At 64.3% G+C, this 23,045-nt stretch carries 18 protein-coding genes; 9 read left to right on the top strand and 9 right to left on the bottom strand.

All coding sequences use genetic code 11. The features are described from left to right. Positions 1-42: 42 nt before the first annotated feature. Together PVA39_RS16530 and PVA39_RS16535 are read right to left on the bottom strand one after the other, a co-directional pair. Positions 43-516, bottom strand: a complete 474-nt coding sequence (locus tag PVA39_RS16530) for a hypothetical protein (RefSeq protein WP_274124966.1) — start codon at positions 514-516, stop codon at positions 43-45. Between the two features lie 45 nt (positions 517-561). Next, the gene (locus tag PVA39_RS16535) at positions 562-981 is read right to left on the bottom strand and encodes an Lrp/AsnC family transcriptional regulator (protein ID WP_274124967.1); all 420 of its coding nucleotides are present in this window, start codon (positions 979-981) and stop codon (positions 562-564) included. 156 nt (positions 982-1,137) lie between these two features. On the opposite strand from PVA39_RS16535, the gene yjeH reads away from it, so the two are divergent. Next, entirely contained in the window at positions 1,138-2,412 is a 1,275-nt protein-coding gene (gene yjeH, locus PVA39_RS16540) for an L-methionine/branched-chain amino acid transporter (RefSeq protein ID WP_274124968.1), read from the top strand. Here yjeH and PVA39_RS16545 read toward each other — a convergent pair. Next, positions 2,389-7,335, bottom strand: coding sequence for a tetratricopeptide repeat protein (locus PVA39_RS16545; RefSeq protein WP_274124969.1), 4,947 nt, complete (start codon positions 7,333-7,335; stop codon positions 2,389-2,391). The genes yjeH and PVA39_RS16545 overlap by 24 nt on opposite strands. 144 nt (positions 7,336-7,479) lie before the next feature. Between PVA39_RS16545 and yejK the strand changes: the two genes are divergently transcribed. The 3 genes from yejK (at position 7,480) to PVA39_RS16560 (ending at position 9,739) form a co-directional block, all read left to right on the top strand. Next, on the top strand, positions 7,480-8,487 hold the full coding sequence (gene yejK / locus PVA39_RS16550) for a nucleoid-associated protein YejK (RefSeq protein WP_093506210.1): 1,008 nt from the start codon (positions 7,480-7,482) through the stop codon (positions 8,485-8,487). Positions 8,488-8,524: 37 nt separating this feature from the next. After that, positions 8,525-8,848: a glutaredoxin family protein gene (locus PVA39_RS16555; protein WP_274124970.1), complete on the top strand. Its 324-nt coding sequence runs from the start codon at positions 8,525-8,527 to the stop codon at positions 8,846-8,848. Between the two features lie 120 nt (positions 8,849-8,968). Beyond that, positions 8,969-9,739, top strand: coding sequence for an SDR family NAD(P)-dependent oxidoreductase (locus tag PVA39_RS16560; RefSeq protein ID WP_274124971.1), 771 nt, complete (start codon positions 8,969-8,971; stop codon positions 9,737-9,739). 92 nt (positions 9,740-9,831) lie between these two features. On the opposite strand, the gene PVA39_RS16565 is transcribed toward PVA39_RS16560, so the two are convergent. Beyond that, complete coding sequence (locus PVA39_RS16565; RefSeq protein WP_274124972.1) at positions 9,832-11,190, bottom strand: MFS transporter; 1,359 nt, start codon at positions 11,188-11,190, stop codon at positions 9,832-9,834. Positions 11,191-11,225: 35 nt separating this feature from the next. Further along, positions 11,226-12,503, bottom strand: coding sequence for a salicylate 1-monooxygenase (gene salA, locus PVA39_RS16570; RefSeq protein WP_274124973.1), 1,278 nt, complete (start codon positions 12,501-12,503; stop codon positions 11,226-11,228). A 137-nt stretch (positions 12,504-12,640) separates the two neighbouring features. On the opposite strand from salA, the gene PVA39_RS16575 reads away from it, so the two are divergent. Then, positions 12,641-13,540, top strand: coding sequence for a LysR family transcriptional regulator (locus tag PVA39_RS16575; RefSeq protein WP_274124974.1), 900 nt, complete (start codon positions 12,641-12,643; stop codon positions 13,538-13,540). 51 nt (positions 13,541-13,591) lie between these two features. Here PVA39_RS16575 and PVA39_RS16580 read toward each other — a convergent pair whose 3' ends face one another. Both PVA39_RS16580 and PVA39_RS16585 read right to left on the bottom strand, forming a co-directional pair. Then, positions 13,592-14,806, bottom strand: a complete 1,215-nt coding sequence (locus PVA39_RS16580; protein WP_274124975.1) for an aldose 1-epimerase family protein — start codon at positions 14,804-14,806, stop codon at positions 13,592-13,594. A 322-nt stretch (positions 14,807-15,128) separates the two neighbouring features. Beyond that, the gene (locus PVA39_RS16585; protein ID WP_274125002.1) at positions 15,129-16,097 is read right to left on the bottom strand and encodes an ADP-ribosylglycohydrolase family protein; all 969 of its coding nucleotides are present in this window, start codon (positions 16,095-16,097) and stop codon (positions 15,129-15,131) included. Between the two features lie 202 nt (positions 16,098-16,299). Here PVA39_RS16585 and PVA39_RS16590 point away from each other — a divergent pair, with 202 nt between their 5' ends. Next, positions 16,300-17,280 (top strand): MBL fold metallo-hydrolase, encoded by a 981-nt coding sequence (locus tag PVA39_RS16590; protein ID WP_274124976.1) that lies wholly within the window; start codon positions 16,300-16,302, stop codon positions 17,278-17,280. Positions 17,281-17,292: 12 nt separating this feature from the next. Further along, complete coding sequence (locus tag PVA39_RS16595; RefSeq protein WP_274124977.1) at positions 17,293-18,216, top strand: LysR family transcriptional regulator; 924 nt, start codon at positions 17,293-17,295, stop codon at positions 18,214-18,216. A gap of 70 nt (positions 18,217-18,286) precedes the next feature. Here the strand turns inward: PVA39_RS16595 and PVA39_RS16600 are convergent, their stop codons facing one another. Continuing rightward, complete coding sequence (locus tag PVA39_RS16600) at positions 18,287-19,969, bottom strand: 2-isopropylmalate synthase (RefSeq protein ID WP_274124978.1); 1,683 nt, start codon at positions 19,967-19,969, stop codon at positions 18,287-18,289. Positions 19,970-20,275: 306 nt separating this feature from the next. On the opposite strand from PVA39_RS16600, the gene PVA39_RS16605 reads away from it, so the two are divergent. Further along, positions 20,276-21,040 (top strand): AraC family transcriptional regulator, encoded by a 765-nt coding sequence (locus PVA39_RS16605; RefSeq protein ID WP_274124979.1) that lies wholly within the window; start codon positions 20,276-20,278, stop codon positions 21,038-21,040. 166 nt (positions 21,041-21,206) lie between these two features. On the opposite strand, the gene qhpR is transcribed toward PVA39_RS16605, so the two are convergent. After that, positions 21,207-22,298: an AraC-like transcriptional regulator QhpR gene (qhpR, locus tag PVA39_RS16610; protein WP_274124980.1), complete on the bottom strand. Its 1,092-nt coding sequence runs from the start codon at positions 22,296-22,298 to the stop codon at positions 21,207-21,209. A gap of 348 nt (positions 22,299-22,646) precedes the next feature. Here qhpR and PVA39_RS16615 point away from each other — a divergent pair. Next, positions 22,647-23,045, top strand: a 399-nt coding sequence (locus PVA39_RS16615; protein WP_274124981.1) for an aldehyde dehydrogenase family protein, incomplete at its 3' end; no start/stop codon positions are given.

The raw sequence follows: 23,045 nt of genomic DNA on the forward strand, positions 1-23,045 counted from the left end.
CTCACTAAAAACCAGCACAGCTAAACCATTAAGCCTTGAGCTTCAGCTAGTAACGGTACGACTAAAACTAACACCGCCTCGGCTTGCATACGCTAACGACTGATGATCAATCAATACTGGCTTTTGGCGGACGAACATTTTATATCCAGTAGCATTCAAAGAAATGACTCCCTCCTGGCACTCATATCGAAAGCCATACTGAATAAATTTTTTATTTGGGGAGAGGCCAAGCTCTACACGATGAAAATTTTCAACTTCGATCGACCCTTGCGACGACTGAATATCAAGCACTATATCGAATGCATTTTCGAAGACCATAGTCACAGGAGCCACCCAAAATCGATAATGGGCCTCATCAACTCCGGGGCTTACCCACTTGAATATATAGTCCAGATCAACGAGAAACTCGTAAGACTCGGTATTCGCCACCACCGACCATAGCGTGGCGTCATGCCAACCCATATTTTCAAAGTCGTGATGATCCCAGACACTCTTTTCAAGGATGAAATCTTCCATGTTTGCGCAAGTCCTACAACGTCTTAATTTTTATCGCTTATTAATTTAGAACACCCAATCCTTCACCACCATATGGGTCTTGACCTTGAACACGCCCGGCAGGTTTTCGATCTCGCCGCGTACTTCGGCCAGCCGTTCCATGGAAGCCGCTTCCAGATAGATCAGCATGTCCGTCTCGCCGCTGATGCCTGAGCAGCGGCGCACTTCCGGGAAGGCGCGCATACGCTCGACGTACTGCTCGCAGCGTCCGCCCTTGTAGAACAGCTCCAGATAGGCCTTGACCACTATCGTCGCTGGCTCGGCAATGCGCGCGTGATAGCCCTGGATGACCCCGGACGCTTCCAGCTGGCGTATCCGCTCGCTCACCGCGGAACGTGACAGGTTGACCTGGCGGGCCACCTCGGTAACGGTCAGGCGCGCATCGGCGCACAACAGGGCGATGATGCGTTGATCGAACTTGTCCACTGAAGCTCTCTGCAAACAGGATGACGGCCATTGCCGCCGTTTCGTCGGTGATCGGCGACGCTTCGCCGGCAGCCGCGCAAGCGAAGCGGCCTTACCATGGCGATAGGGCCGGCAGGCGCTCTGCCAGGGGCCGCGTCAGGAGCGAGAGCATACAACATGAGCCGATTGAACAAGGAACTGGGGCTGCTGCAAGGCGTGGGTTTGCTGAGCACGTCGCTGCTGGGCACCGGGGTATTCGTGATTCCCGCGCTGGCAGCCACGGTCGCTGGCGAGATCTCCCTATGGGCCTGGCTGCTGTTGATCGTACTGATTCTGCCGATGGCCTTCACCTTCGCCCAGCTCGGCCGCCATTACCCGCACGCTGGCGGTGCGCCGCATCTGATCGGCCGCGCGTTCGGCGCGCCCATGGAGCGCACCAGCGCCTGGCTGTTTCTCGCCGTGATTCCGGTGGGACTACCGGCGGCGCTGAATATCGCCAGCGGCTTCTGGCATGCGCTGTTCACCCTCAATGACCTGGCGATCCTGGCTATCCAGCTCGCCACCCTGGGCATCATTCTGCTGCTCGGCCAGCGCCCGGCCCGTACCTCCGGCGGCGTGCAAATCGTCATCGCCCTGGCCATCGTCGCCACCATCGCGCTGATCTGGTTCAAGGGCGACCTGCCCCACGCCGAGCAACCGCTGCTGCCGCCCCTGGCAGGCAACTGGCAGCTGCTGCCGGTGGCCCTAGGCGTGATGTTCTGGTGTTTCGTCGGCATTGAGGCCTTCACCCACCTGGGCGAGGAATTCAAGAACCCGCAGCGCGACTTCCCCCTCGCCTTGCTGCTCGGCGTGCTGCTCGCCGGGCTGGTGTACTGGGCCTGTTCGGTGGCGGTGCTGAGTTTCCATGCCTACGGCGACGCGCGCACCGATGCCGCCTCGCTGCCCCTGATGCTCGACGTGCTGCTCGGCGACCAGGCCCGCTGGCTCAGTGCGAGCATCGGTTACCTGGCCTGCTTCGCCTCGATGAACGTATATATCCAGGGCTTCTCGCGGCTGATCTGGAGCCTGGCCGACGAGGGCAAGCTGCCCCGCGTGCTGGCGGTGCGCAACGCCAATGGCGTACCGGCCAGGGCGCTGCTGCTGGTGGTGCTCAGCTGCGCCCTGAGCGCCACGCTGATCTGGAGCCTGTCGCTGTCGCTCGATCAGTTGATCCGCTACGCCAACGGCAACTTCATCGTCATCTACCTGCTCAGCATGGCCGCTGGTTGGCTGTTGCTGCGCGGCCTGTGGCGCTGGCTGGCCGGGCTCAGCACACTGCTGTGCCTGGGCCTGCTGCTGACGTTGGGCTTCGACGCGCTGTATGCCATCGGCCTGCTGGCCGGCCTGCTGATTCTTGATCGCCTGCCACTGCTGCGGCGTACGAACCTCTCAGCTCTGCCACCAGCGCCGTAACTGCCAGCGCCAGCGCGCCGGCGGGAACTCGCCGTGCCAGCCCAGGCGTACGCCGAGGCGCTGGCGCAAACGCCAGAATGCCAGGTGCCTCGGGCCGGCCATGTCCTCGGCCTGGCGCAGGGTCTCACGGGCCCGGGCCGGGTCCTGATTGGCGACAGCCGAGCGGGCAAGCTTGATCAGCGCGCCATAGAAGTCACGGGTGGAGGCGCCCTCCAGGCGTCCCAGCCACTGTTCCAATGCGGCTTGATCGTTGTCCAGGGCCGCATCGACCGCCAGCCAGACCATCGAATCGACGTCGTTTGGCTCACGCTCCAGGGCCAGGCGCGACACCTCGGCAGCAACGTCATTCAGGCCGCGGATGCGATACCCCAGCGCCAGGTTGCCCAGGCACCAGGCCTGAGTATCGGGCCGGCGCCAGTCGCTCAGGGTCTCGAACATCAAGCCATAGCGCTTGCTCTCGATCAGCGCATAGCTGGCCGCGCCCCACACGTCGGCGCTTTCGGCCAACGCCTGGCGGCAACGCTTGAGGGTGGACCCCAGCAGGATCCGGTTGGCATGCGGGTGCCGGCCCAGCACCCGGAACATGGCGCACTTGGCGGCATGCCTGGCGTCGTTGCGCAGCGCCTTGTTGAAGGCCGCCGACAGGGTCAGGTTGCTGAACATGTCGTGGATACGCCAGCCCAGCCAGGTTTCCACGGCCGCGCTGTGCAGTTCGCCGGCCACCACGCCGGCATCCAGCACCCGGCGCAGCACCGGTTCGCGCACAGGGAAGTCGGCGACATCACGCTCCCAGTTGGCCTCGCCCGCCGGGTCGCTGGCCAGTGCGCTCAGCGCGCGCTGCAGCAGTGCCTTGTCGCCATTACCCCTGGCCATGGGCAGCACGCGGCGCCAGGCAGTGACCGGATCGCCTGCTTCGAGCAGAGCATCTAGGCGTTCCAGAGCCGCACTCGTACCATGCAGCTCACACAGCAGGTCGAAGGTGTTGAGCGCCGCGAACGGGTAGCGCCCATCCAGCGCCCAGGCCTGCTCGAAGGCCGGTAACGCTTCGGCCTTGTCGCCGTTGAGCAATAGCGCGTGGCCAAGGAAGCCATGGGCCATGGCCAGCCGCGGCTCCAGGCGCACCATCTCACGGGCCGCAGCGATGTAAGCCGGGTAGTGAGCATCCTCGTCATGCCAGTCGGCCAGTTGCCGCCAGGCATCGTAGTAATCGGGGTGCTGCGCCAGCAGTGCGCGCAGCGCCTCGATGGCCCCGGCATCGCCTTCGGCGCGCAGGGCACACGGGCCATACAGGGCCATTTCCACCGGCGGTTTGCCTTCCCAGCACGGCGCGGCGAGCAACTCGCGTACTTCGCCGAAGCGCTCGCCTTCCATGAGCAACTGCAGCAAGCGGTCGTTGATCGCACGGTTGCGCGGGCTGTAAGCCAGCGCTGCGCGCAGGGCGTTCTCCCGTGCCTCGCGGTCGGTTTCCAGGTCCGCCAGGGCCAGCCAGGCGTCGACATCGCCAGGACGGTTTTCCACCAGTTGCCTGGCCAGTTGCAGCGGCCGCTCGCCGCTCTGCAGTTGCTCGGCATAGTACTTGAGCTGATTCCACGCCCACTCGTGGCCCGGCTCGGCGCGCAGCACCCGCTCGGCCTGGTCGGCGGCCTCGGCGAACGCCTCGCGGCGCCCCAGCACGTAGGCCAGGTAGGCACGCAGCTCGGTGTCTTCCGGCACCTGCGCCACCACCCGGCGTAACTGCTGCTCGGCCTCGTCGAGGCGCTCGTCCTGCTCCAGCAGGCAGTCGACGTGCAGGCTCACCGTGGGCGTCCACAGCGGGTTGATGCGAAAGCTTTCCTGCAGGGCCTGGCAGCAGGCGTCCAGCTCGCCCTGCTGCTTGTGCAGCCGCGCCAGTTCCAGCGACAGCCGCGGCAGCAGCGGAAAGCGTTCGATGGCACGGCCCAGGGTGTCGGCGGCTGCCGCGTATTGCTCCATGCGCGCCTGCTGACGGGCGACCACCACCCACAGCTGCCAGAGATCCTCGCGCTGAACGAGCGCTTCACGCAGTTGATCGAGCAGCGCCTGAGGTTCGAGCAAGCGCTGCGCCTGTTGCTCGTAGGCCAGCCAGCCATCACCGAAGGTCACCTGACGGACCAGCTCGGCATGGATGGCGCCCAGGGTTTCGACGGCCTGCTGATGGCTTTCGCAGGTATCGAGCAGCATGTTGCTGGCGTACTCGTTGTCAGCGAACAGGCCCAGAGCCCGCTGGAAAGCGTCGCGGGCGGCCTCGCGCTGACCATCCTGCAGCAGCACGAAGCCGTGAGTGGAGTGAAAATAGGTGTTCTGGGCATCGACCAGGCCGGCCTGCCGGCACACATCCAGAGCCTCGGCACGGCGGCCCTGGCGTGCCAGGCAACCGGCCAGCTCGCGCAGCGTCCAGGCGTGTTCCGGATGATTGTCCAGCAGGCGTCGCAGAGCCTGCTCGGTGGCCGGCAGCGAGCGTCGCTTGACTCGCTCGATCTGCAGCTCGGCGATACCCAGATGGTGCGGATACTCGGCGGCCAGCGCCTCGACATAGGCGTCGGCGGCCTCGCTGCCCTCGCCTTGTTCGAGCAGCGTCACGCAGAGGCGGTGCGCCCCTACTGCCAGCGGCTCGAGCACGGCGGCCTCGCGCGCCCAGGCCAGGGTCTGGCGCGGCTCGTCCATGCGCCGCATGCCGGCTTGCACCGCCGCCCGCAGCCAGGCTGAACGCCGACACAATGGCTCGGCCCGAGCGAGCAAAGCCTGGCAGCCCTGGGCATCACCGTTGCGCCCCAGGTGCTCGGCCAGGCCAAGCAGCAACTCACCGTCTGCCGGGCGCCAGGTCAGCGCCTGTTCCAGCATGGCCTGCGCCTCGTAGGGGCGCTGCATTTCTTCCAGGGTTTCGCTGAGGGTCAGGCTCGGCGCTGCCGACAGCCGGCCCAGTCGCGCCTGGCGCCGCTCGAGGAACTGCAGGCCCTCGGCCGTTCTGCCCAGCGCCCGCAGGGCGCGGAAATACTGCACCGCGTAGCCTTCGTGGGACGCATGCAGGCAGGCCGCCAGGCGATACAGCTCGCAGGCTTCTTCGCGGCGATTCTCGCCCCAGCGCAGGCTGGCCAGGCTGTTCCAGGCGCGGGCCTGGGTGGGCGTCTGCAGCAGCACGCGCTGCAGAATGCCGGCCACCTGTTCGTGGCAACGGCCATCCTCGCTGAGTAACTCCGCGTAACGCACGCTGATGGTCGGCTCGTTCCAGCGCGCCTGGCAATGCCCGCCCAGCCATTCGAGCTGCACGCCGCGCGGTTGCAGCTGGGCCAGTGAGGTGGCCTTGGAGAGGATCAGGTTGGCATCGTCGGGGAACTGCGCGAGCAGCGCCTCGGTGCCCTGCAGCACTTCGCGTTCCTGGCCGTCATACCAGCCCAGCGAACGCTGCGCCTGCCAGGTCAGCCGATGCTCGGGGCTCAGCGCCTGCAGAGCCTGGTAGGCCACCAGCGCCTCATCACGCTGGTGTGCTTCCAGGGCACTGGTGAAGCGATAGTAGACATCCCACAGTTCGCGATCCGGCAGGCTCAGACCGTCCAGCAGCACAGCCTGGTCGACGGGCAACAGCAGCATGCCGCGCGGCCCGGAGGCGCGCTGCGACTCGAACAGCAGCTCGGCCAGGCTCTCGCCATGGTGGGGCTGCGCCGGGTCACGCACCAGCAGCGTGCCACGCGGCTCGTCATAGCCGACCAGCGCTTGCAGGTGCCCGCTGCCGGTGTATTGCAGGGTCAGGGTGAAGGGTATGCCGCGGTCGATCAGCGCCCGACTGCTGGCCCAGTCCGCGGTAAACTCCACGGCCAGGTAACCGTTGCGCTCGGCCCAGGCGCGCTCGGCCTGGTGCGTGGTGCCGTCGTAGCAGATCTCCTCGGCGACCTCGAGGTGCTCGACGCGCTTGCCCCAGTAATCGGAAATCGCCGTCAGGGTTGCCGGCACGCAGGTCATGTGGTGCTGGCGCACGAAAGGCACGGGCAACAGCACCCGGCGCCCACTGGGGCTGGCCAGGTGCGCCTGGATCTTCTCGTAGAACCCGCCACCGGCCTTCTCCGCCAGCTGCCGTCCGGAGACATGATCGCCCTGCAGGCAGGCGATGTCGCAGCGGCGCGCGGCGATCCAGTCGGCGGAGCTACGCTCCTCGATGCACTGCAGCGTCTGCATGTGGTCGAGCAAGGTGCGGGCCTCGTCGAGCTCTTCGCGCTCGATCAGCAGGTTGACCAAGTGGGCACAGATCGTCGTGCTCTCCATCTCCCGGGCGCCGCGACGCAGCAGCTGTAACGCGGCGTCAGTCTGCCCCAACTGCAACTGCAGGCCGGCCGCCTGGGTCAGCGCCGAGCGAAAGTCCGGCTGGCGGGCCAGCACCTGTTCGCACAGGGTCAGGGCCTCCTCGCGGCGGTCTTCCAGCTCCAGGCCATGGCTGCGCTCGACCAAGAGCCACGGGTCATCGTCACCGTGCTGGCAGGCCTGCTCGTAGAGCGCCTGGGCCGTTTCGAAGTCGCGCAGCGAGGCGTACAGGTAGGCTTTGAACGACAGCCATTCGGCACGTTGCGCCCCATCGGCCGGCAGCCAGTCGCCGAAGTTCTGCAGCAGGCGCCAGGCCCGGTAGTGCCCACGCCGGGCCATCTGCATGCGCAGAAAGCGCAGCCGCGCCGGGACAGACTCCGGGTAGCGGCGGTACGCCAGCCAGGTCAGCACGTCGGCCAGCCGTGGCGCACCGATGTGCCCGGCCAGGCGTGCCATGCAGCCCATGGCCTCGGCACCCTGCCAATAGCGCGGATCGCCCTGCTCGCTGGCCAGGACATAGGCCTGCAGGTGCAGGCCGCGGTCCACCAGCGCCTCGATTTGCGCCAGCAGCGCTGGCGAAGGAAGCTGAGCATTGGGGTTGAAAGCGGACATGGAGCGCCCTTCCCTGGTCATCGGATGTCGGCAAGCACTCTATTGCGAGCCGTTACTCGCGACAAGGCTGGCACGCTGCACCTGTGACGGCCTGCTCGGGTACACTTGGCCGCCGTCTCCAACCCGCTGTCCCGAGGACCTCCCATGCCGATCCGCCACTGCATCGTCCACCTGATCGACAAGAAGCCCGATGGCACGCCCGCCGTGCTGCACGCCCGCGACAGCGAACTGGGCGCCTCCCAGGCCATCGAGAACATGCTGGCCGACCTCAACGACAGCTACAACGCCAAGCAGGGCAAGGCCTGGGGCTTCTTCCACGAGGAATCGGGTGCCTACCCGTTCAGCGGCTGGCTGAAAACCTACCTGGAAGACGGCGAGGATTTCACCGCCTTCAGCCGCCAGGCCGTCGAGCACCTGCAGAAGCTGATGGAAGAATCCAACCTGTCCACCGGCGGCCACGTGCTGTTCGCCCATTATCAGCAGGGCATGACCGACTACCTGGCCATCGCTCTGCTGCACCACAGCGAAGGCGTGGCAGTGAACGACGCGCTGGACGTGACCCCGGCCAAGCACCTGGACCTCGGCCAACTGCACCTGGCGGCGCGCATCAACATCAGCGAGTGGCGCAACAACAAGCAGTCCAAGCAGTACATCTCGTTCATCAAGGGCAAGAACGGCAAGAAGGTCTCGGAGTACTTCCGTGACTTCATTGGCTGTCAGGAGGGGGTCGATTCACCCAGCGAAACCCGCACCCTGCTCAAGGCCTTCAGCGACTTCGTCGAGAGCGAGGATTTGCCCGAAGAACAGGCCCGCGCCAAAACCGATACCCTGGTCGACTACGCCACCAGCCAGGCCAAGATGGGCGAGCCGATGACTCTGGAAGAACTCTCCGGCCTGATCGACGAGGAGCGCCCCAAGGCCTTCTACGACCATATCCGCAACAAGGATTACGGCCTATCGCCGGAGATTCCTGCCGACAAGCGCACCCTGAGCCAGTTCCGCCGTTTCACCGGCCGCGCCGAGGGCCTGTCGATCAGCTTCGAAGCCCACCTGCTGGGCTCCAAGATCGAATACGACGAAGCCTCCGACACCCTGACCATCCGTAACCTGCCGACACAGCTGACCGACCAGTTGAAACGCCGCAAGGATTAGGCGATAAACGCCACGTCCCACTGCCGAGATGCCACTCATGAAACGGATTTTGCTGATTATCGTGGCGCTCGCCGCCTGGCAACACTGGGACCGCCTCGAGCCGATGCTACTGGGCAAGCCACAGCAGGTGGCCGGCCACGGTGAAGTCATCCTCTACGCCACCAGCTGGTGCGGCTACTGCGCCCAGACCCGCGAGTTTCTCGGCGAGCGCGGTATCGCCTATACCGAGCTGGACATCGAAAAATCCCCCGAAGCCCGCCGCGCCTACGACGCCCTGGGCGGCCGCGGCGTGCCGGTGCTCAAGGTCAACGGCACTGTGATCCACGGCTACAACCCGCAGGGGATCTTGGCGGCTTATTGAGTCGCGCGGGGCGACTAGCAGGCCGTGAGCCTTTAACGCAAAGCGCTTCGCCACTCACCTGAACGCCGCACCCTGCATGAAGTCTTAACAAGCACTTCCGCAAGCCTCTCAAGGTGTGTCATGCGTTTGATACCCGGACTGAACAGCGATGCATGCGTGCTGATAGCAGGCGCCAGCCGAGGTATCGGCCTGGCGCTATGCACGGCTTTGCTCGAACGCGATGACGTGACTCAGGTCTGGGCCTTGGCGCGACAAGCCAGCACTTCTGCAGAGCTGGAAAAGCTTGCCCAGCGCCATGGCCAGCGCCTGAGACGGTTCAACTGCGACGCCCGCGACGAGCACTCCCTCGAAGCCCTGGCGCGGGCAGTGCTCGAGGAATGCGATCACCTGCACTTGGTCATCAGCACCCTGGGCATCCTTCATCAGGACGGCGCCAAAGCCGAAAAGGCCCTGTCACAGCTGACCCTGGCAAGCCTGCAGGCAACCTTCGCGACCAACGCCTTTGCGCCGATCCTGCTGCTCAAACACCTGCTCCCCTTGCTGCGCAAGCAACCCGCGACCTTCGCCGCCCTCTCCGCACGCGTTGGCTCCATTGGCGATAACCGCCTGGGAGGCTGGTACAGCTATCGCGCCAGCAAAGCAGCGCTCAACCAACTGCTGCACACGGCCAGCATCGAACTCAAACGCCTGAACCCCGCCGCCACCATCCTGGCGATCCACCCCGGCACAACCGATACCGGGTTGTCCCAACCCTTCCAGGCTAACGTACCGGAAGGCCAGCTGTTCGAACCGGCGTTCTCGGCCGAGCGCATCCTGGAAGTGACAGGCGCCCACGGGCCGGATGACAGTGGGAGCTTCTGGGCCTGGGATAACCGGCCGATTGTTTGGTGAGTGGCTGACACCTTAAAGCGAGAAAAGCACGCCCGCCCCGCATATGCCCAGGACTGCAGGTTGAGTCTTGCGCAGGACCGGTAGAAGCGGCTTCAGCCGGGAATGTGCTTCGCGGCTGAAGCCGCTCCTGCAGGCTGCACCGGTTCCCCCATGGCACGGCCGCGGCGCAGGAACACCAGCACTGCCGCAGCGCCGATCACGCCAGGCAAGGCGAAGGCAAGGAAGCTGGCCTGCAACGGCAGCCCCGAGGCCTGCAAGACGCCGCCCAGCAGCGGGCCGATGATCGCCCCCGTGCGACCGATGCCCATGGCCCATCCCAGACCGGTGGAACGCACCTGCGCCGGGTAGTACTGCACGGCGCAGGCATTGGCGAGAATCTGCGTACCGATGGTGCAGGCCCCCGCCACCGCCACCAGCAGGTACAACACCGCCAGCGGGGCCTTGAAGGCCAGCAGGCTCAGCGCCAGCGCGCCACAGCAGAAGAAGCCAAGCAGCACCCGACCCAGCCCGACCCGGTCGCCCAGCCAGCCACCGCCGATGGCCCCGACGATTGCGCCGACGTTGAGCACCAGCAGGAACGCAAGGCTGGAGTTCAGGCCATAGCCGGCACTGTGCATGAGTTTGGGCAGCCAGGCGCTCAGCGCGTAAACCATCAGCAGGCAGCAGAAGAACGCCAACCACAACATCAGCGTGCTCAATGTTCGGCCCTCGCGGAACAACTCGGCGATGGCCACACTGGCCTTGCCGCCCCCCTCCAGTACCAGTTCATCGTTTGCCGTGGGCTGATAGCCCGGCACCACCTGCGCCAGGGTCTGCCGGGCACGCCGGGTGTGCCCGCTGCGTACCAGGTGGGTCATGGACTCGGGCAACTGGCGAACCAGCAACGGCAGCAACAACAACGGCACTGCAGCCACGTAGAACACCGCCTGCCAGCCCCATTGCGGAATCAGCACGATGCCCAGCCCGGCCGACAGCATGCCGCCCAGCGAGTAACCACTAAACATCAGCGCCACCAGGGTGCTGCGTGAGCGGCGCGGCGAGTACTCGTTCATCAACGCCACCACATTGGGCATCACCCCGCCGATGCCCAGCCCGGCGATGAAGCGGCACAGGCCGAACGCCTCGGGGCTGCCGGCCAGGCCATTGAGCGCCGTGACGCCACTGAACAGCGTCACGCAGAAGGCGATGGTCTTGCGCCGCCCGATACGGTCGGAGAGCGAACCGAAGAACAAGGCACCGAACATCATTCCGACCAGCGCACAACTGCCCAGTGCGCCGGCCTGTAAGGGGCTGAGACCCCACTCGCTCATCAACGACGGCAGCACCACACCGTAGATGACCAGGTCATAGCCGTCGAAAATGATGATCAGCGCGCACCACAGCAGCACGCGGGCATGGAAGGCATTGAAGCGCGCCCCGTCCAGCAGGGCAGTGACAGGAATCTTGTACATGGCATGGCTCTTTCTTGTTGTTGTGATCAGGCGAGTCAGGCGTTCTGTAAGGCACCGATGGTCTGCCAGGCCCGGCGCAGATCGCCTTGCAGGTCGTGTTCCCACAACCAGGCGAAGCGTTCGGCGAGGGTCTGGCCCAGCAGGGTTTCATCCGCCGCCGTGGCTGGGTCGCGCAGCTCGTAGAGTTCGCCGGCTTCGCGGGAGGTGCGCTGAACCCGGCAGGCGCGTGGGCGGCGCACGGCATCGTAGGCGGCCAGCAGCGCCTGTACATCACCGCCGGCGAGTTGTGCGTCGCCCAGCAGGCGAGCCAGTAGCCAGGCATCTTCCAGACCTTGACCGGCCCCCGCGCCCTGGTGCGGCAGCATCGCGTGGGCGGCGTCGCCGACGAGCGCCACTCTGCCATGCACATAGCCCGGCAACTCGGCGAGATCGTGCAATGCCCACAGGGTCGGCGCGCCGATGCATTGCAGCAGTACCCGTGCGGCATCACCCCAACCATTGAACGCCTCGAGCATCTCCGCCTGGCTGGCATTGCGCACCCAGGGTTGCCCAACCGGCCACTCGGGCTCGGCCTGGCTGCGGTCAGAGATAAAGGCCACCACGTTGATAAGCCGGCCCTGCTTGACCGGAAAAGTCAGAATGTGTGCATCAAGACCCAGGTACATCTGCGGTACATCGATCAGATGTTCATTCAGCCCACGCTCGCGGTAGGCCGCACGCAGCACCTGACTGTCGATCAGGCCACGATAGGCCGTTGTGCCGCTGTAGCGAGGTTGAGCCAGCGGCGCCCCCAGTCCTGCCAGGACGTGGTCACGGATCGAGGATTTGATGCCATCGGCACCGATCAGCAGGTCGCAGCTGTGCGAGCTGCCATCGGCAAAATTCACCCGGACCTCGTCCTCGGCCTGCTGTACCTGCACCGCGCGCTTTCCGAAACAGGCGATGCCCTGTGGCAGGCGGCTGGCCAGAGCGTCGAGAAAGTCGGCGCGATGCACCGAGGACTGCCCTACCCCCGGCGCCACACTGGCACCCAGGTAGCCGGCATCGGCACCACGGCGCCATTCGAACCACACATCCTGCCAGGGCGCAGGAGTCTGATCGGCGATCTGACCATAAGGCTCACCGATCCCCAGACCGTCGATGGCGCGTACAGCATTGGCGCCGAACGATACGCCGGCACCCACCTCGCCGAAGGCGGCGGCGGACTCGAACAGACGAACGTCAAGATGGGGATGACGGCACAGGTCCAGTGCCAGGGCGACACCGGCGATGCCACCGCCAACGATGGCGATACGCAAGGGAGAGTTCTGCATGAGGGTTACCCGTGGGGCTGATTGTTATTGGAATGGGCTCATCATGCGGCGGGTTGCGATATTGATAAATGCAGCGAAGAATATAGCCATTATCACAACTGTGAATAATTTTGGTCTTCCTGTGCCAGAGGCTCAGCATGAACCTGCGTGATCTCGACCTGAATCTCTTGCTGGTACTGCACCAGCTGCTCCTCGACCGCCAGGTATCGGTCGCCGCCGAGCATCTGGGCCTTACCCAGCCCGCCATGAGCAATGCCCTCAAGCGCCTGCGCTGCGCCCTGCAGGATGACCTGTTCGTGCGTACCGGACGGGGCATGCAGCCCACGCCCTATGCGCTAAGCCTGGCCGAGCCGGTAGCCCAAGCCATAGCCCTGTTACGCCAGGCGTTGATGCGCACGGCGGCGTTCGACCCGGCCAGCAGCGAGCGCCCGTTCAATCTGGCGATGACCGATATCGGCGAAATCTGGTTCATGCCTCGGCTCATCGAGACCCTGCTGCAACGTGCGCCGGGCATCTCGGTGAGCACCGTACGCAGTGACGCGCAACTGTCCGACGATCTGGCCAGTGGTGCCATCGACCTGGCTGTGGGCCTGCAACCCAACCTGCAAAGTGGTTTCTATCAGCGTCGGCTCTTCGTGCATCGCTATGTGGCCCTGTGCCGCCGCGATCACCCGCTGGTGCAGCAAGCCATGAGCATCGAAGCGTTCTGCAGCCATGGCCATGTCCACGTGGCAGCAGCCAGTACCGGCCACGGCGAGGTCGAGCAGTACCTGCGCCGCGCCGGGGTCAGGCGCGACATTCGTCTGCAAGTACCGCACTTCGTTGCGGTGGGGCACATTCTGCAACGCAGCGACCTGGTTGCCACGGTGCCGGAACGCTTCGCCGAGACCTGTCTGGTGCCTTTCGGCCTGGTAGCCCTGCCATTGCCGGTGCCCTTGCCGGAAATCGCCATCAACCTGTTCTGGCATGCGCGCTTTCACAAAGAGCCCGCCAACCAGTGGTTTCGTGAACTGATGTTCGAGCTGTTCAGCGACTGAGCCGGGCCGCATGCACCTGCGCAAGAGCGGCCGACAATGCGCCAGCCGGCGTCACTCCTTGGTCAGGTCAACCAACGGCGTCTGCCGCACCTCGGTCTTGCGCCCATCCTGAATCGTGCTCACCTGCTTCAAGGCCTTGTCCACCGCCGGCTTGTCCGCCAGCAGGCTGTAGCGGATCTGGAACTGTTTGTGTTCCTTGGGCGCGATGGTCGGGACCAGGTTCAGCGGGCGCTGATAACGACGGTTGTAGGAGAAGCTGGTGCCGGGTTCCAGCCCGGTGACGTACCCCTGGCCCTGGGTGTCGGTGTTTTTCCACAATGAGAACACCGGCAGTGTCCGGGTGTTGAAGCCCACCGAAACGCCCAGGCTGCCGGCCTTGTTGTGCAGCACGGTCAGGGTGTCGCCCTTGGCATCGGCGTAGGGCACCACGTTGTAGACGGTTTCGTCGTAGTCCTTGGTAGGCGCGCGATAAGTTTGCCAGTCGGCCAGATCGCCCTTGGCCTTGTCGTTGAACGGCGACACCTGCTTCACCGGCGCGGCGAACCGCGCGCCCTGCTCAAGGAACGGCGTGCTGAAGTTGCTGTGGTACAGCGCCTGGTATTCCCTCGCATAGTCGCCGTTGTTGGTCAGGGTGTCGTTGAGGGCGAAGGTCACGCTGCCCGGTTCGGTGACCAGTTCGGTGGCCACGGAGAAGTCAACCTTTTTGAACGCCTGCTCTTTCAGCTCGCCGCGCAGGGTAATGGCATAAGGCGGCTTTTCATCGATATGCAGGGTGACCTTGCTGGCTGGAATGTTGGCGGCCCGGCCGTGCAAGGTCAGCAATTCGCCGTTGTCCATGCCGGGGTGGCCGACCCATTCGTAGCCGCAGCGGGTGACCAGCTCGTTGAAGCCTTCCAGCCAGCCCAGGCCACCGCGGCCATTGAGCTCGATGAAGGCCGGGTTGACCACTTCCTTGACCGGGGAATCCCAGCCCATCCGCACATCGCCGGCCGAAGCCTGCAGGACGTTCATGCCGCGTGTCGGCACCACGGACAGCTTCATGGTGCCGTTATCGATATCGACGATGCTCACGCCTTCCTGCCGCCCGCCGTGCAAGATGCGCAGGGTGACGCTGAAGGGTTTGTCGGTTTTGAGGCCGAGTTGCTCGCTGGTGATCTGCCAGTTCTGGGCAGCCTTGTCGGAGTCGAGCAAAACGTAATCCCAAGCCATGGCATGGGAGGCCGCGGACAGTGCGCCGAGCGCGACGAAGAGTTTGAGTGGGGTCATGACTACAGCCTTTTTTGGAGTTGTGGCATTTTTTATAAACTTGATGAAACGTTTCAGCAAGCTAAAAAGGATCCAGCTCCGACGAGCCTGACAGCGAGCCCAAGGCAATCGGGGACATTGGCGATATCGTTTGGGCAGCTGACACAGCAACTGCGTCAGCAAGGCGACGTTCAACCAGCTGCTGAACTAGGCGTGCTGAAACAGCTCGGTGATAAGGGCCTGGTGATACAAGCGGGTTGCTGCGGTGCGGCAGGTGCCTCGACTTCGAAGCGCCCAGAAACTCAGAACGTACTGCAGCGCATTCGAGCTGGAGCCTGAGCCCTCAAGAAGTAGGCGATGGTGCTGTGCCAGAGTTGCCGGCATCCACACGCCCCTGCCCAGTGCGAAGCTGGGCTGATTCGAACAGCGCGGTGGCAATACCCTCGATCTCAGCGCACAGGTGCAACTTCTCCAGCCATCGCGCCGGAATCCCGTGCTTTGCATAGAATGCACCGGCTATCTGGCCAACGATCGCCGCGGTGGTGTCGGCATCGTCACCGAGATTGGCGGCTTGCAGTACTGCTGCCTCGAAAGAGTCAGTGGACCAGAAACACCACAGTGCGGCTTCGAGTGAAGCAATGCAGTATCCGGTTCCTCTGATCTGGTCGCGATGCTTGTTCTTGAAGCTGCCCGAAGCGAGGGCTTTGATTGCCGGTTCACAATACTGCCCGGGAGAAAGGCTAAGCACCTCGTCTTTCTTGTGCCCTGCCAATGCCTTGGAAACCACCTCTGCCAAAAGCTGGCACGATTCGATGGCCTCGGGGGCGCCATGGGTTGTGCGCGAACTCTGCTCAGCGGCCCATGCCATCGAAGTCAGGTCCGGATAGTAGAAGAGGATGACTGGAGCCAAGCGCATGATCGAGCCGTTCCCGGCCGCTTGCGGATCAATGGAACCGGCGAGTGGCTCTCCGCTTTCCTCGAAGGCCATCAGCGCCTGCCTGACTGTCGTCCCGATATCGAAGCACTGCCCCGTCGCGCTCCAGTAACCCCAATGCCACCAATTGAGATACCGCGTCATCTGGTCCCGGGCATCGAAACCGTTCTTCGAGAGCAGACTTTCTGCCAGGCAGAGCGCCATCGAGGTGTCGTCTGTCCACTGGCCAGGCGCTAGGGCGAAGGGCCCACCGCCGACCATATCCGTGATGGGCCTCAGCGTCTCGCGAGAGCTGAATTCGAGGGTAGTGCCGACAGCATCGCCGCAAGCCAGGCCGAGCAGGCATCCGGTGTAGCGGTCCTGCAGATTGATCTCAATGCTCAATGACTACCTCCCGGGCTTTTCCGATATTCGCGAGTGCGCATCATAAAACAGGCTCACCTGCTCAATGAGGTTACCTATCTGCAAGCGATAGGCCGGCGCCCCATCCATATCATGGATACCCGATATCAATCTCAGCTACCTACCTGGATACCACTCGCCCCTCTACGCTTATGCCTCACATTCAGGAGACATCACCATGCGCAAACCCAACAAAGCATTCGCTGCCGTTCTAATCGCAGCCACCTTGTGGCAATTCCCACTCGCCCACGCCCAGCCCGATCCCCTACCCTCGCACGTCGTGCAGCAGCAGGTTGGCGGTTACAAGGTGCGGGTTGGCGATGTGCAGGTGACGGCGCTGAGCGACGGGACCATCCCTATCGACGTGCATGCCCTGCTCAAGGGCGCCAAACCCGAAGACATCGACAGGCTGTTGATGAGGGGCTTCCAGCGCAACCCGCTGGAAACCTCGATCAACAGTTTTCTTGTAACCTTGCCGGGCCATCAGGTGCTCGTCGATACAGGCGCCGGTCAGCTGTTCGGCCCCGGCAACGGTGGGCGTTTGCTCGACAACCTGGCCGGCCAGGGCCTCAAGCCTGAAGACATCACCGATGTGCTGCTCACCCATGCCCACTCGGACCATTCCGGCGGGCTGGTCAGGGATGGGCAACGGGTATTCCCCAATGCCACGGTGTATGTCGGCAAACCCGACGTGGATTTCTTCTTCGATGAAACCAACCAGAAACGCACCGGCTACGAGCAGAAGTATTTCGACATCGCCCGCCTGACCCTGCAGCCCTACCTGGACGCGGGCAAGCTGCGCACCTTCTCGCAGAGCGAAGAGGTGCTGCCAGGCATCATCGCCACGCTGCATCCCGGGCATACACCGGGCTCGGCCTTCTACACGCTGACCAGCGCCGGCGAAAGCCTGACCTTCGTGGGCGATCTCATCCACGTGGCAGCGGTGCAGTTTCCCATGCCCGGCGTGACGATCACCTTCGACCAGAACCAGGCCAAGGCCGCCGCCGAGCGCAAGGCGCAGTTCGCTGCCTTCGCCAAGCAGCGCACCCTGATCGCCGCGCCCCACCTGCCCTACCCCGGCATGGGCCATCTGCGTGGCAATGCCCGCGGCGGCTATGATTGGGTTCCCCTGACCTATGTCGATCGCAAAGAGCCCTAGGAGATTGCCTGCATGAAGTTGCCCTCGGGTATCGACATGGATCTGCTGCTGACCCTGGATGCCCTGCTGGACGAGCAGAACATCACCCACGCGGCCCTGCGCCTGGGCATCAGCCAGCCGGCGATGTCTGCCCGCCTGGCACGCCTGCGCCGGGTGTTCGGTGAGCGATTGTTCATCGCGGCGCCCAACGGACGCGGCGTGCTGCCGACACCCAGGGCATTGGCCCTGCGCCCGACCTTGCAGCAGGTGCTCAACGGCATGTCCGCCCTGCTGGAGCCTGTGGTGTTCGATCCCGCCACCAGCCAGCGCACCTTCGTGGTGGCCTTGCATGAGAACCCGGCGCTGATGGTGGGCGCCGATCTGTTCAACCGCATCCGTGAACAGGCGCCGCTGGCGCGTCTACGTTTCGTCCAGCCCGACCTCGATACCCTTTCCCAGCAGATGGAGCACGGTGAAATCGACCTGTTCATTGGTATTGGCGAGACGGTCAACGAAGGCTGGGTGGGCCGTCAGCTGTTCACCGATAACTTCGTCAGCGCGCAGCGCAAAGGTCATCCGCGCGGGGCGCGAGAGCTGGATCAGGAAACGTTCTGCAGCGCAGCGCATCTGCTGGTGTCATCGGCGGGCGATCCCTTTGTCGGCATCGTCGATCGGGTTCTGGCCAAGCTGGGCAGCAGCCGCCAGGTGCTGATGCCGACGCAGAGCTACGCCACCGCGCCAGCGCTGGTGGCGGGCACCGATCTGCTGTGCACGCTGCCACGCCGCCTGCTGAAGCAGTTCGCCAGCTCGCTGGATCTGTTCGAACCGCCGATCGATCTGCCATCGCTGTCGCTCAACGCCTACTGGCACCCGCGCAACCATGAGGATGCCGCCAGCATCTGGCTGCGCGAGCAGGTTCTGCAGGTTGCCGGTGGGCTGGAGCGAAACGAGGGCTGACCTCACGCAGGCCTTGGCCCTGTGTGAGGTCAGCGCTGCTGTGCCCTTAACGGCTATCGAGCGCTCTCGCTCAATCTGCAGCCAGCTGTGCCAGGCCATCATCAAAGCGTGACACCGCGACCAGCAACGCCTGGATCGAGGCAACGACGATATTGGCGTGGCTGCCGGCACCGAAACGCGAGCCGGCCACACCCGGCCAGGCCACCTCGACCAGCGCCAGGGCATCGGCGGCGGCGCCACCACCCAGGCTGCGCTCCTCATAACTGTCAATGCGGATCGGCAAGCCAAGCGCGGCCACGGCGGCATCGATGGGACCGTTACCGATGCCCTGCAGCGTCTGCCGGCGACCATCCGGCAGCGCGATCTCCAGCCTCACGCCCTGGCCAGCCTCGGCCTCGAACAGCTGGTGGCCGAGATAGACGAGTTCGCCGCCGGCGCGTGCCGGAGCCAGGTAGTGGCGCTGGAACAGCTCCCAGAGCTCAGCGCTGTTCAATTCCGTTTCGCTGCTGTCGGCCAGCTTCTGGACGATGGCGCTGAACTCGACCTGCATTCGCCGCGGCATCGACACGCCGTGGTCGCGCTGCAAGAGGTAGGCGATGCCGCCTTTGCCCGACTGGCTGTTGACCCGCACGATGCTGTCATAAGTGCGCCCCAGATCTTTCGGGTCGATTGGCAGGTACGGCACTTCCCAGATGCCATTCGGGTCCTGTGCCGCGAAGCCTTTGGCGATGGCGTCCTGGTGCGAGCCGGAAAAGGCGGTGAACACCAGATCGCCAACATAGGGATGACGCGGGTGGATCGGCAGCCCCGTGCAGGTTTCGGCGACGCGCGCCACGCCAGCGATATCGGAAAAATCCAGATGCGGGTCGACGCCCTGGGTATAGAGATTCAGCGCCAGGGTGACCAGATCGAGGTTGCCGCTGCGCTCACCATTGCCGAACAGGCAGCCTTCCACCCGCTGGGCGCCAGCCAGCAGCGCCTGCTCGGCGCAGGCCACGCCGGTGCCGCGGTCGTTGTGCGGGTGCACCGAGAGCACCACATGCTCACGGCGTTCCAGGCGCTCGTGCATCCATTCGATCTGGTCGGCGAACACATTGGGCGTCGCCACTTCCACCGTGGTCGGTAGGTTGATGATGATCGACCGACCGGGGCCGGCATCCCAGGTGCGGATGGCGGCGTTGCACATGCGCAGCGACACCTCCAGCTCGGCCATGCAGAAGGTTTCCGGGGAGTACTGCAACACCCATTCGGTCTCGGGGTGCGCCGCCACCTTTTCCTTGAGCAACTGCACGTGGCGCACCACCAGTTGCTCCACTTCATCCACCGAGAGGCCGAATACCACCCGCCGCCAGACCGGCGCGATGGCGTTGTACAGGTGCACGATCACCCGCCGCGCGCCTGCCACGGCGCGTACGGTTTCGTCGATCAGGTCCTCGCGCAGCTGGGTCATGACCATGGGCGTGACGTCATCGGGAATGCCGCCTTCGTCGATCAATTTGCGGATGATTTCGAAATCGGTGCGCGAGGCGGCTGGAAAGCCCATTTCGATCTCCTTGAAACCGAGGCGCACCAACTCGCCGAACAACTGCAGCTTGCGCTGCCGATTCATCGGCTCGAACAGCGCCTGGTTACCGTCACGCAGGTCGGTGGACAGCCACACCGGCGCCTGGGTAATACGGCGCGATGGCCAGCGACGATTAGGCAGCTCAATGACGGGAAAAGCACGGTACTTGGTTTGCGGATTGCGCAGCATGGAGTGAACCTCGAGCGGGAAAGCGGACGGTACCGATCTCCCCTGCCCGCCATGGCGGGCTGATTCAAGGCCGGGATCTGGGGGAGATCGCAAGTCGGCGCCGCACACGCGGCGACAGACCCCGGCCGAAGCTCAGGGCTAGTAGCGGTAGCGAGGGCAGCTGAAGGTTCATGGCGGGGTTCCGGTCAGACAGGTGCCCAGCATAGGCAGCCGGGCGGCTGACCACTCACGACAAATGGTCGGTCGTTATCGCCAAATGGTCATTCCTACCGCTAAGCTGATAGGCCGCTTAGCATGGACGCTCCCATGGTCGACCACAGCCATCTCCCCCAAGAATCCCAGGCCATGCCGGTCACCGGCGTTTCGGTCGATTACTCCAACGGCCACCAAGTACCCGCCCACAGCCATCCGCGTGCGCAGCTGATCTATGCCATTTCCGGGGTATTGGTGGTGGAAACGCCGGCTGGCCGCTGGGTCATACCGCCGACCCGCGCCGTGTGGGTGCAGGCAGGCGTCGAGCACGCCCTGCGCATTCGCGGCAAAGCCTGCATGCGCAGCCTGTTCGTCCACGCCGATGCCATCGATGGCTTGCCGACCGGCAACTGCGTGATCGACGTATCACCGCTGCTGCGCGAACTCATCCTGGCCGCGACCCAAGTGCCGGCGCAATACAGTGCGGACAGCCGTGACGGGAGACTAATGCGCTTTCTGCTCGATGAACTGCGCAGCCTGCCGGTACTGCCCTTCCACCTGCCCTGGCCGGATGACGAACGCATCACCCGCGTGTGCCTGGCCCTGACGCAAAACCCGGCGCAGGACGACAGCGCCGAGCATTGGGCAGAGCGGCTGGCCATGAGCCCGAAAACCTTTCACCGCCGCTTTCTGGCCAGCACCGGCATCACCTTCGGCCGCTGGCGCCAACAGGCGCGCCTGCTGCTCTCGCTGGAAGCCCTGGCTGAAGGCCAACCCGTGCTGCAAGTGGCCCTTCAGCATGGTTACGAGAGCCAGAGCGCCTTCGCCGCTGCGTTCCGCCGGCAGTTCGGGGTGGCGCCGTCGAGCTTCTATAAATGAATGTGGCAGCCGCAACGACCGGTATAGGAACGATTGCGCCACCTGAACGAGGCGGCAAAACAAAAGGCAAGTTCAGTCCGAGAGCCTAGAAGTGGAGTTACGGCAGCAGGCGATAGCATTTCAGCGCCGGCGCCTTGGGGCGCCGCACCCCGGGCACATCAATGGGTCAATGCCGACGCCCACCGACCCCATCACTCTCATGCCGCCACTGCCGTGGGCTGACGCCGAACCAGCGGCGGAAGGCGCGGGAGAAGGCGCTGACTTCCGAGTAGCCGAGCAGTGGCGCCAGGTTCGAGATGGGCAGTTGATGCTGGCGTAGGTAGTGGGTGGCGAGTTCGCAACGCACTTTGTCCACCATGGCGGTGAAGGTCAGGCCCTGGTCGCGCAGGCGGCGCTGCAGTGACCAACTGCTCATGCCCAGTTGCTCGGCGGCCAGTTCCAGCACCGGCTCGCCCATCAGCAGTTGCTGGCGGATCTGCTCGCGCACGTCATCGGCCAGGTCCCGTTCGCCACGGCCACTCAGGGCACTGAGCTGGCTGAGCGAATCCTGCATCACCAACAGCAGCACCGGGTCGCCCTGTGGCATGGCGCGGTCGAGGCCGCGTTTGGGGATGACCAGCGAATTGAACGGCTGCTCGAAGTACACCGGCGCGTCGAAGACTTTGCAGTGCTCATGCCAGTGCTCGGGCCGTGGATGCTCGAAGTGCACCGCACGCGGTGCCCACTGTGGGCCGAGCACGTGGCGCACCAGGTTCAGCGCCATGCCCAGGGTCAACTCAGCGTCCTGGCGGCGACAGAGAATCGCGCCGTGGCGCACCTGGTAGTCGAAGCGGTAGCACTCGCCCTCGTCCACCAGGCGGATCAGGCTGTTGCGCTGGTGCAGCGGGAAGGCGCGGGCGAAGTTGATCAGCGCCTGTTCGACGGTCGCCGAGCACAGGCCGATATAGCCAAGCAGCCCTAACGCCTGGGGCTTGAACTGCTGACCGTAGTACAGCCCGAAGTTGTCGCACCCGGACTGGCGCGACGCCTCTTCCAGCACCTGGCAATAATTGGGCAAGGCCAGGCTCAAGGTGGGATGGCGCAGGGATTCGGGGTCGATGCCGGATACGCCAAGGATGCGATCGGGATCACCGCCGTGCTTTTCGATAAAGCCGCACAGGCCGCTGGCTGCGGCGGCCAGAACGCCGGCATTGGACGGGCTGCCGGACAGCAGCGGCAGGCCGGCGGACAGGTCAGGCTGGACGAGGACAGAGCTCATGGCGCCTCCTTGGTGACAATTTGTGTCTGGAAGCAAGAAACACGCCGATTATTGAACGCCCCGCCAATAACCCCGCCCTACAGGCCCCCGCGCCAAACCCGCTCCTCGCGACCTGGCATGAAGGCCCTAAAACGGGTCATTCGGAAACACTTGCACCGAAACGGAGCCATCTCAGTTGACTTGGTGCGACAGCCTGCACGCCACTTTCGAAATTTGACTTTGCAGAACAGCCAGCCTCGCCTAGCGTCAAGTCGGCCCCATGAATTCGTCTCATAGTTCAACGCGAGCACCGGTCGTGCTCGCGACCCGCCCCTGAAAACTACAAGAACTCGTAATGGGAGAACGTCAATGATCTATGCCAAACCCGGTACCGCAGGCGCCGTCGTCACCCTGAAATCGCGCTACGGCAACTACATCGGAGGCGAGTTCGTCGCGCCGGTGGGCGGTCAGTATTTCACCAATACCAGCCCGGTGGATGCCTCGGCCATCGGCGAATTCCCGCGCTCGGACGCCAAGGACATCGACAAGGCCCTGGATGCCGCCCACGCTGCCGCCGATGCCTGGGGCAAGACTGCAGTGCAGGATCGCGCGCTGATCCTCTTGAAGATCGCCGACCGCATCGAAGCCAACCTCGAGCTGCTGGCCGTGGCCGAGACCTGGGACAACGGCAAGGCCGTGCGCGAAACCCTGAACGCCGACGTACCCCTGGCCGCCGATCACTTCCGCTACTTCGCCGGCTGCATCCGC

It is taken from the genome of Pseudomonas sp. CNPSo 3701 (genome assembly GCF_028674975.1).
In the GTDB taxonomy this organism is placed as follows: Bacteria; Pseudomonadota; Gammaproteobacteria; order Pseudomonadales; family Pseudomonadaceae; genus Aquipseudomonas; species Aquipseudomonas straminea.